The following is a 9,450-nucleotide window of genomic DNA, read 5'->3' as shown; positions in this document are numbered from 1 at the left end:
CCGAGAGCTGGGTCTGGCTCTCCGAAGCCAGAAGGCTGCTCAGGGGGCTGAGCGAGGGGTGATTCGGCAACACCCTCAAAGAAAGTCACCAAAGAAACACTCAGGGCCACTTCAAATCTGCCGTCGGGAACGCGGCCGGGATTTTTCGACGAGGCGTCCTGCCTCGTCGAAAAACGGCGGGCTTCCTGCCCGCCGCCCTCCGGGTCTCCGATTGGGGGACAGTGCGCTGCCTGGACATGCTTTCGGGACGATGCAGGCCAGAAGTCAAAGCGAGACACAAACGGAAACGGGCCCCGCAGGGCCCGTTCCGTGAAGCGATCGCGCTGGTCGCGGCTCAGTTCACCCAGTGCCCCGGCACCGTCGGCGCGGTCAGCAACACCTGCGCGGAGAGCGGCTTGTCCGCGTCGAGCAGGCGCAGGGCATCGGCGAGGACCGAGGCCGATTCGCGCAGCAGCGGATCGGGGCGCTTTTCCGCGGCCTTCTCGCGCGCGGCATCCTGGACGATGTCGCGCTCGCTGGCGGTCAGGCCGTCGTCGGTGTCGTCGGCCAGCGGATCGAGATCCAGGCCCATCGCCTTGCGCTCGGCCTGCCGCTGCTTGCGCTTGGCGGCGTCGCGGTCGCGCTCGGCGCGGCGCTCGGCTTCGTTCAGCGAAATCCACTTGCGCGCGTTGTCCTCGCGGAACTGCGCGATGTCCTCGCTCCACCACTTGAACTCGGTGTCCTTGGCCATGCGCGCGGCGTGCAGGCCTTCGAGCTTGGGCAGCAGCGGGCCGAAGTCGCCGTAGCGGGTGTAGGGCACCGCGGCGATGCGGGTCCACGGCAGCGCGTTGTCGTAGGTGCTTTCGCCGAACTCGCTGGCGTCGACCGTCACCGGGAACTTGATGTCCGGCACCACGCCCTTGTTCTGCGTGCTGCTGCCGCCGGGCAGGAAGAACTGGGCGATCGTCAGCTTCACCTGGCCGAAGCGCTGGCCATCGGGGCGCGGCCAGCGGTCGAGGTCGACCAGGTTCTGCACCGTGCCCTTGCCGAAACTGGTCTCGCCGATGATCAGGCCGCGGCCGTAGTCCTGGATCGCGCCGGCGAAGATCTCCGACGCCGAGGCCGAGCCGCGGTTGATCAGCACCGCGAGCGGGCCGTCCCACGCCACGCCGGCGTCGGTGTCGCCGTCGACCTGCACGCGGCCGCCGGATTCCTTCGCCTGCACCACCGGGCCCTTGTCGATGAACAGGCCGGTCAGCGCCACGGCTTCGTTGAGCGAGCCGCCGCCGTTGTTGCGCAGGTCGATGACCACGCCGTCGAGCTTCTGTTCGCGGAAGCCCTTGAGCAATTTGGCGACGTCGCGGCTGGCGGAGGCGTAGTCGTCGGAGTTGCGGCGACGGCCTTCCCAGTCTTCGTAGAACGCCGGCAGCTTCACCACGCCGATGCGGCGCTCGGGCTGGCCGTCGGTGCCGGGCACGGTGATGACCTCGCCTTTCGCCGCCTGTTCTTCGAGGCGGATCTTGGCGCGCTTGAGCACGATGCGGTTCGGCTTGCTGTCGAGCACGGCCTCGGCCGGCACGATGTCCAACCGCACCTGCGTGCCCTTGGCGCCCTTGATCTTGTCGACGACGTCGTCGATGCGCCAACCGATCACGTCCTCCATCGGGCCGTCGGTGCCCTGCCCGACCGCGACGATGCGATCGCCGGCCTTCAGCTTGCCGCTGAGGATCGCCGGGCCGCCGGGGATGAGTTCGCGGATCACCACCACGTCGTCCTGCTTCTGCAGCTGCGCGCCGATGCCTTCCAGCGACTGGCTCATCAGCTGGTTGAAGCGCTCGGCCTCGCGCGTGTCGAAGTAGTCGGTGTGCGGATCGATGGTGTTGGTGTAGGCGTTGAGGAAGGTCTGGAACGCGTCGCTGGCGTTGAGCTGGTCGACGCTCTTGGCGGTCGAGGCGTAGCGCTTGTCCAGCGTCTTGCGGATGTCGTCGGGCTGCTTGCCGGCCAGCTTCAGGCGCAGCCAGTCGTTGCGCACCGACTGCTTCCACAGCGCGTCGAGTTCGGTGGCGTTCGCGGCCCAGGGCGCGTCCTTGCGGTCGTAGTTCCAGCGGTCCTGGCCGTCGAAGCGGAAGATGTCCTCGTTCAGCATCGCACGCGCCCGGGCGATGCGCTCGCGGACGCGGGTCTGGTAGAGGGTGAAGATGTCGAACGCGGGCGTGACTTCGCCGCTGCGGATCGCATCGTCCAGCGTGGTGCGGTAGCGCGACAGCTGGTCGACGTCGGCGGCGGTGAAGTACAGCTTGCCGGGATCGAGATTGTCGAGGTAGCGCTTGAAGATCTCCGCGGACAGGGTGTCGTCGAGCGCGCGCGGGCGGTAGGCGTAACGGCTGTCGGACAGCAGGCCGTAGACCAGCTTCGAGGCGTTGGCCTGTGCGGCCGAGGGACTTCCGGCGTCGGCTTGCGCGGTGATCCACGCCAGCGGCGCGGTCAGCGCGAGGGCGAGCAGGGAAACCGGCAGGGCTTTGGAAACTTTCATCGGCACTCTCGGGGACGGAACGCGGTGGGGGCGGCATGCGCAGGGGCGATGTCCGGACCTAGCATGCACCCGCATGGGACCGCTGCAAAGTGTCGGAAGTTGCAGGTCGCACCGTTGGTCATGCCGCCCGTCGCGCAGGCGGAACCGACCGGTGGACGCCGTTGCGGACGTTCAGCCGGGAGCAGGTCGCGCGACCGTTCAGGCCGTGCCGCGGGTCAGGCGACGACGCCGGCCCCGGCCGCCTGGCGGTCGGCGTGGTACGAGCTGCGCACCATCGGGCCGGACGCCACGTGCTGGAAGCCCAGCGCCATGCCGTAGTCCTCCAGCGCCTTGTATTCCTCGGGCGTCCAGTAGCGCAGGACGGGATGATGGTGCGCGCTGGGCTGCAGGTACTGGCCGATGGTGACCATGTCGACGTCGTGCGCGCGCAGGTCGCGCAGGGTGGCTTCGACCTGTTCCATCGTCTCGCCGAGGCCGAGCATGATGCCGCTCTTGGTCGCGATGTCCGGGTGCTGCGCCTTGAACCGCTGCAGCAGGGTCAGCGACCACTGGTAATCCGCACCCGGACGCACGTTGCGGTACAAGTCGGGCACGGTCTCGAGGTTGTGGTTGAACACGTCCGGCGGGCTGGTCGCCAGGATCTCCAGCGCCCGCTCCATGCGGCCCTTGCCGCGGAAGTCCGGGGTGAGGATCTCGATCTTCGTGCCCGGGCTGCTGGCGCGGATCGCAGCGATGCAGTCGACGAAGTGCTGGGCGCCGCCGTCGCGCAGATCGTCGCGGTCGACGCTGGTCACCACGACGTACTTCAGGCGCATGTCGGCGATGGTGCGGGCGAGGTTCTGCGGTTCCTCGGCGTCCGGCGGCCTGGGCCGGCCGTGGGCGACGTCGCAGAACGAGCAGCGGCGGGTGCAGACCTCGCCGAGGATCATGAAGGTCGCCGTGCCGTGGCCGAAGCATTCGTGGATGTTCGGGCAGCTGGCCTCTTCGCAGACGGTGACGAGGCGGTTCTCGCGCAGCTTGCTCTTGAGGTTGGCGACCGCGTTGCCGGAGGGAATCCGCACCCGGATCCACGACGGTTTGCGCAGCACCGGCGCCTCGGCGAACTGCACCGGCGAGCGCGCGATCTTGTCGGCGGCGACCTGCTTGGCGCCCGGTTCGAGCGACGCGGGCGCGTCGCCGACCACGGTCAGCGGGATGGACTTCTCGGAAGACGGCAGCGTGGACATGTCAGGCGGCCCGTGGGGTGGCGTGGAGGGCGGACAGGGCGTCGAGATCGGGCGCCGGCGCCGGCACCGCGCGCAGGCCGAAACGGTCGGCGAGGTGCTGCACCAGCGCGGGCTTGACCGCGTCGAAGGCGGCCGGGCCGCCGAGGTCCTGCATCGCGGTCACCTGCAGACCGGCGTAGCCGCAGGGGTTGATGCGGTGGAACGGCGACAGGTCCATGGCGACGTTGAAGGCGAGGCCGTGGAAAGTGCAGCCGTGGCGGACGCGGATGCCCAGCGCGCCGATCTTGGCGTCGCCGACGTACACGCCCGGCGCGCCGTCGCGGCGCTGCGCGTGGATGTTCCAGTCGGCGAGGGTGTCGATCATCGCCTGCTCGATCCGGCAGACGTGCTCGCGCACGCCCAGCTTCAGCCGGCGCAGGTCGAGCAGCGGGTAGATCACGATCTGGCCGGGGCCGTGGTAGGTCACCTGCCCACCGCGATCGACCTTCAGCACCGGGATGTCGCCCGGCGCCAGCACGTGTTCGGGCTTGCCGGCCTGGCCGAGGGTGAAGACGGGGTCGTGCTCGACGACCCAGAGTTCGTCCGGGGTGTCGTCGGTGCGGGCGTCGGTGAAGGCCTGCATCGCGCGCCAGACGGGCGCGTAGGCGACGCGGCCGAGGTCGCGGACGAGCACTTCACGGGCAGGCGCCTCGCGCAGCGGAACGTCGCGCGGCGTGCCCGCGGCGCCCGCGCCCGGCCCCGCCGCGTCACAGGCGGTCACAGGGTCCACTTGATGTCCGGGTCGGCGCGCAGCGCGGCGTGCGCGGCCTCGTAGCGCTGGCGATCCGCGGCCTCGATGCTCAGCCGGATCGACACGAACTTCCCGCCCGAGGAGTTGCGCGCGGCCACCGTCTCGCGCAGCACGCCGATGCCGATGGCTTCCAGCAGCAGCGGCACGCGCTCTTCCAGGCCGACGCCGGCCGGACCCATGGCGGTGATCTCGAACACGCCGGGGAACTGGAAGCCGTGGTCGGGATGGTCGGACTGGATTTTCATCGCGGCATTATGGGCCCGGGGGCGGGGCAACCCAAGTCCGCGGCCGGGCCGCGACCCGGTCCGCTCAACGTGGCGGCGATGCGGTGGCGCGCCAGCGGGCGAACGCCGGCGGGCCGGCGAAGAACACGTTCAGGTCGACCGGGCCTTCGATGCCGTCGACGTGGCCGCGGTTGTGGTACTGCCACACCCGCCACTGCGCCAGCGGACCGGGTTCGCGGAACAGCGAGCGGCGCCACAGCGGGCGCGGCGGCAGCGCGGCGGCGTTGGCGTCGAGGAAGTCGCCGGTGACGTACAGGACTGCACGCCGGCCGTAGATCGGTTCGACCCTGGCGAGGAAGGCGTCGAGTTCGCGGCGCAGTTCCTCCGGCGGCGGCCGGCGGCCGCAGTTGCCGCCGAACTCGACGTCGACCGCCGGCGGGAGCGCGTCGGCCTCGACCGGCACCGCGGCGAGGAAATTGTCGGCCTGCTCGGCGCCGGGCCGGCAGAAGGTGAAGAAGTGGTAGGCGCCGACCGCGAGCCCCGCGGCGCGGGCTTCGCGCCAGTTGCGGGCGAAGGCGTCGTCACGGTAATCGCCGCCCTCGGTGGCCTTGAGGTAGGCGAAGGCGACGTCGTCCGCGGCGACCTTCGCCCAGTCGATGGCGTGCTGGTGGTGCGAGACGTCGATGCCGCGCAGCGGGTAGCGCTCGGGATCGGGCCGGTATTCGCGGAACGTCCGCCAAGCGGCGAAGCCGATCGCCGCCAGCGCCGCCGCGGCGACCAGCAGCGCCAGCGCCGGGGAGAACGCCGGCGACCGTCCCGCGCGGCGACGCGCCATCCGCGCCTCACCAGCCCGGCAGTTGCGCCGGATCCAGCCCGCCGACCTCGAACAGCGCCTTGCGGGTGCCGTGGCCCTTGGCCGGGAAGGCGATCTCGATCGTCTTCGCCGACTTCGCCAGGCGCCACAGCGCCTTCTCGTCGTCGACGAACATGGCGATGGCCTCGTCGGTCTTCGGCCGGGTGCCGGCCATCGACTTCGGCGAGCCGCCGTCGATGCTGACCTGCAGGCGGCAGCCGCCGTAGCAGTCGAAATCGCCGCGGGTGATCACGAGGTAGCTGCTGCGACCCCAGTCGGGATGGTCGCGGAAGATCAGCTGCACGCGGCCCGGGCCGCTGCCGTCGACGTCCACGTCGTCCTTCTCGTACACGCTGGCCGAGCGCTGCTGGCCGCCCTTCACCGGCGTGGCGACGTAGCTCCACAGCGCGGCGAGCCGGGAAGCCTCGCGCCCGGCTTCGGCCTTCGCCTTCACCTCGGCGTACTGCGTCTCGACGCGGGCCGCGGCGGCGGTGCCGGCGTGGTCGTGCAGCAGCAGGTCGGCCTGGGCCTTGGCCAGCGTCCAGTTGCCACGGGCGACGGCGTCGTCGAACGCCTTCGCGCCTTCTTCGGCGGCGGCTTCGTTCGCGGCGGCCTGTTCGGCGGCGGCGGCCTTCACGGCCTCCGGGTCCTCGCCGCAGCCGGCCAGCAGGGCGACGCCCAGCGCCAGCGGCAGCAGGCGCGTCAACGCGGGGCGCGGGAACATCGCTTTCGGCATCTCAACGCTCCGTCAGGGTGACCCGGCGGGCGCGCCGTGGTTCACCAGCAGGTCGATCGCGCCCGCGGTCTCGCCGGGACGCTCCATCAGCGACATATGGCCGCAGCCTTCCAGCAGCACGCGGCTGGCGTTGGGCATGCGTGCGCCGTACAGCAGCAGCGCGCTGGGATCGATCACCGCGTCCTCGGCGCACCACAGCAGCAGCGACGGCTGGGCGATGTTCGCGGCCTCTTTCCCCGGGAGGAAGGCCTCGTCGCCGCGGCCGATCCGGTTCAGCACGCCCTGCTCGAACGCGGCGTCGCGGCGGCGCTGGGCGATGTAGATGCCGCTCACCGGCCACGGCAGGTACGGCATCGCCGCCGGGTCGTGGAAGGCGGTGTGCAGGTAGCGCTGCAGCGAGTCCTCGTCGGTGACCGCGAACGGATTCTTCCCGGCCAGCACGTCCTCGCCGAAGGCGTTGTCGTCGAAGCGCACGCCGGCGGCATCGAGCAGCGCCACGCGGCCGACGCGGTCCGGATACCGGGCCGCGGTCAGCGCGGCGATGCCGCCGCCCATCGAATGCCCGACCAGCGTGACCGGCTTGCCGCCCGACACTTCAGGCAACGCGAGGAAGTCGGCCAGCCGCTGGCTCTGGGCGACGTAACCGTAGTCGCCGCCGGGCTTGCGCTCGCTCTGGCCCCAGCCGGGCAGGTCGGGGATCACCAGCCGGTAGCGGCCGCCGAAGGCGCGCGCCATCCGGTACCAGTTCTCCTTGCTGCCGGTGTAGCCGTGCACCAGCACCAGCGTCGGCGCGTCGGCACGCTTGGCGTCGATCTCGGTCCAGACCCAGCGATGCCCGCCGGCGACGCTGTCGCGCGCGCTGCCGCCCAGCAGCAGGCGCTGCTTGGCGAATTCGATGCGGATCACCAACCCGGGATCGCGCCAGACCGCGAACGCCATCGCGAGCAGGATCGCGCCCGCGATGGCATTCGCCCAGCGCGCCTGGCGCGGGGTCACGCGCGCCACGGCGACGCCGTTACTTCGCCGGCGCCGCGGGCGGCGGCGTGGCGGCGGCCGGGGCCGCGGCAGGCGTCGTGCCCGAATCCGCCGCCGGCGCGGCGGCCGGCGCGGCGGCCGGCTTGGCGTTCTCAATCGTCTTCTGCACCGAGCCGGTGGTGATCGGGTGGTAGCCCGGCTTCGCCGCCTCGAACACCTGCTTCGCCAGCGCCAGGCCGGCCTCGGTCTGCACCAGCGCCTCGTAGGTCGGCATGATCAGCTTGCGGCGACCGACGCGCTCGAGGAACGCGGCGATGGCGTCGTTGGCCTGGGTGTAGCCGTTGCGCACCGCCAGCGGATACCAGCGCTGCGCGATCTCGCCGTTCGGGGTGCCGGTGAAATGGTAGGCGCCGTCGAGCTGGGCCAGCTGCGCCGGGGTCAGCGTCTCCGGCAGGCTCTCGATGAAGTGGACCCATTCCTGCGTGGTCCATTCCTTGGTCAGCGCCTCCGGCGGCAGCTGCTGCGTGCCCAGCCACGCGATGCGCGCGGAGTCGACCACGCCGAAGCGGCGGGCCTGCACCTGCGGCGCCGTCGACGGGATGCCCGGCTCGTACAGCCACGCGTCGAACTCGGCCGGCGTCACCAGACCCGGGTTCTTCGCCAGCAGGTTGGCCTTGGCGTACTTCGCGAACTGCTGCGAATCGATGCTCTGGAAGGCGAAGTGGTCGAAGTAGCCGCGCAGGAACGGATCGAACTTCTCGCGGCCGTAGCGTTCTTCCAGGAACTGCATGAACCACGCGCCCTTGGTGTAGACGGTGGCGCTGCTGTTGTCGTCCGGGTCCTTCAGCGTGCCGGGCTTCTCGGCCAGCCGCTGGTACTTCTCGTCGAGGTCGGCGAATTCCTTCTTCAGCTCGTTGCGGTCGATCACCTTCTCCATGTCGGCCACATCTTTGCCGTACAGGGCTTCGGTGATGCGGCCCTCGACGTAGGTGGTGAGACCTTCGTTGAGCCAGGCGTCCTTGGCGCTGGAGAAGGTGACGAGGTTGCCCGACCAGCTGTGCGCCAGCTCATGCGCGACCAGCGACACCAGCGACTTGTCGCCGACGATCACGGTCGGCGTGGCGAAGGTCAGGCGCGGGTTCTCCATGCCGCCGTACGGGAACGACGGCGGCAGCACCAGCAGGTCGTAGCGGTCCCAGCGGTACGGGCCGTACAACGACTCGGCGGTGGCGATCATCTTCTCGGTGTCGCTGAACTCGGCCACGGCCTTGTCGACCATCGCCGGCTCGGCCCACACGCCGCTGCGCGGCGAGATCGGCTTGAACACCAGGTCGCCGGCGGCGATCGCCATCAGGTACGACGGGATCTTCTGCGGCATCTTGAACGTGTAGTCGCCGTCGCGGACCGCATTCGGGTCGTTGTCGGCGCTCATCAGCACCATCACGTCGGGACGCGAGGTGACGTGCGCGGTGTAGGTGTAGCGCACGCTCGGCGTGTCCTGCAGCGGCACCCACGAGCGGGCGTGGATCTGCTGCGACTGGCTGAACATGAAGGGCAGGTGCTTGCCCTCGGTCATCGACGGCTCCAGCCACTGCAGGCCGGAGGCGCTCGGCGAAGTCTTGTAGGTGATGCGGACTTCCGGGTTGCGGGCCGGCGTGTCGATGGTGAGCTTGCTGCCCAGCACCGGGTCGGCGGCGGCCAGCTTGAACGTCAGCGGCGCCCAGCCGCCCTTGCCGTCAGCGCCCTCGACCTTGTCGATGGTCAGGTCGCGGGTGTCGAGGGTCAGCGCCTTCGCGGCCTTGTCCTTCCAGTCCAGGTCCAGCGTGGCGATACCGGCGAGGGTCTTGCTGTCGAAGTCGACGGCGAGGTCCAGCGCGAGGTTGGACACCGCGACGGCCTTGGGATCGGCGTAGGAATGTTCGTCCAGCGGCGCCGCGGGGGCGGCAGCGGCGGCCGGCGCGGCCGCGGGGGCGGCAGCGGTGTCGGACTCGGATTGGCAGGCGGTCATCGACAAGGAGGCGAGCAGGGGCAGGGCCAGGAAAGAGGCGCGCATGGGCGGACACGGGGCGGACGGGGAAGCCGCCAGTGTACCCGCCCGGACCGGGACCGGTTCCGCCGGACCTACCCCCAACCT

At 70.5% G+C, this 9,450-nt stretch carries 8 protein-coding genes; all 8 read right to left on the bottom strand.

The genetic code is table 11. From position 1 onward, the window contains the following. Positions 1 to 334: 334 nt before the first annotated feature. Positions 335 to 2,512, bottom strand: coding sequence for a carboxy terminal-processing peptidase (locus tag ACT53Q_RS15470; RefSeq protein WP_476187542.1), 2,178 nt, complete (start codon positions 2,510 to 2,512; stop codon positions 335 to 337). 215 nt (positions 2,513 to 2,727) lie between these two features. Continuing rightward, positions 2,728 to 3,738: a lipoyl synthase gene (gene lipA, locus ACT53Q_RS15465; RefSeq protein WP_476187541.1), complete on the bottom strand. Its 1,011-nt coding sequence runs from the start codon at positions 3,736 to 3,738 to the stop codon at positions 2,728 to 2,730. 1 nt (position 3,739) lies between these two features. Next, positions 3,740 to 4,435 carry a lipoyl(octanoyl) transferase LipB gene (lipB, locus tag ACT53Q_RS15460; RefSeq protein WP_476187555.1) on the bottom strand — a complete coding sequence of 232 codons (696 nt, stop codon included), beginning with the start codon at positions 4,433 to 4,435 and terminating at the stop codon, positions 3,740 to 3,742. 59 nt (positions 4,436 to 4,494) lie between these two features. Next, positions 4,495 to 4,773, bottom strand: a complete 279-nt coding sequence (locus tag ACT53Q_RS15455; protein WP_476187540.1) for a DUF493 family protein — start codon at positions 4,771 to 4,773, stop codon at positions 4,495 to 4,497. Positions 4,774 to 4,837: 64 nt separating this feature from the next. Continuing rightward, positions 4,838 to 5,587, bottom strand: a complete 750-nt coding sequence (locus tag ACT53Q_RS15450) for a glycoside hydrolase family 25 protein (RefSeq protein WP_476187539.1) — start codon at positions 5,585 to 5,587, stop codon at positions 4,838 to 4,840. Positions 5,588 to 5,594: 7 nt separating this feature from the next. Further along, positions 5,595 to 6,311: a hypothetical protein gene (locus tag ACT53Q_RS15445; protein ID WP_476187554.1), complete on the bottom strand. Its 717-nt coding sequence runs from the start codon at positions 6,309 to 6,311 to the stop codon at positions 5,595 to 5,597. A gap of 42 nt (positions 6,312 to 6,353) precedes the next feature. Then, on the bottom strand, positions 6,354 to 7,346 hold the full coding sequence (locus tag ACT53Q_RS15440; RefSeq protein ID WP_476187538.1) for an alpha/beta fold hydrolase: 993 nt from the start codon (positions 7,344 to 7,346) through the stop codon (positions 6,354 to 6,356). Positions 7,347 to 7,356: 10 nt separating this feature from the next. Further along, positions 7,357 to 9,369 (bottom strand): M1 family metallopeptidase, encoded by a 2,013-nt coding sequence (locus tag ACT53Q_RS15435; protein WP_476187537.1) that lies wholly within the window; start codon positions 9,367 to 9,369, stop codon positions 7,357 to 7,359. Between the last annotated feature and the right edge of the window lie 81 nt (positions 9,370 to 9,450).

Source organism: Lysobacter sp. DMC97 (genome assembly GCF_056313745.1).
Note: the sequence above shows the minus strand (reverse complement) of the source record. Positions and strands in the feature narration are given on the sequence as shown.

What these genes read in the sequence shown, in the direction of transcription:
- ACT53Q_RS15470 (WP_476187542.1), bottom strand. Translation starts at nt 2,512, where the DNA reads ATGAAAGTTTCCAAAGCCCTGCCGGTTTCCCTGCTCGCCCTCGCGCTG.
- lipA (WP_476187541.1), bottom strand. Translation starts at nt 3,738, where the DNA reads ATGTCCACGCTGCCGTCTTCCGAGAAGTCCATCCCGCTGACCGTGGTC.
- ACT53Q_RS15455 (WP_476187540.1), bottom strand. Translation starts at nt 4,773, where the DNA reads ATGAAAATCCAGTCCGACCATCCCGACCACGGCTTCCAGTTCCCCGGC.
- ACT53Q_RS15450 (WP_476187539.1), bottom strand. Translation starts at nt 5,587, where the DNA reads ATGGCGCGTCGCCGCGCGGGACGGTCGCCGGCGTTCTCCCCGGCGCTG.
- ACT53Q_RS15435 (WP_476187537.1), bottom strand. Translation starts at nt 9,369, where the DNA reads ATGCGCGCCTCTTTCCTGGCCCTGCCCCTGCTCGCCTCCTTGTCGATG.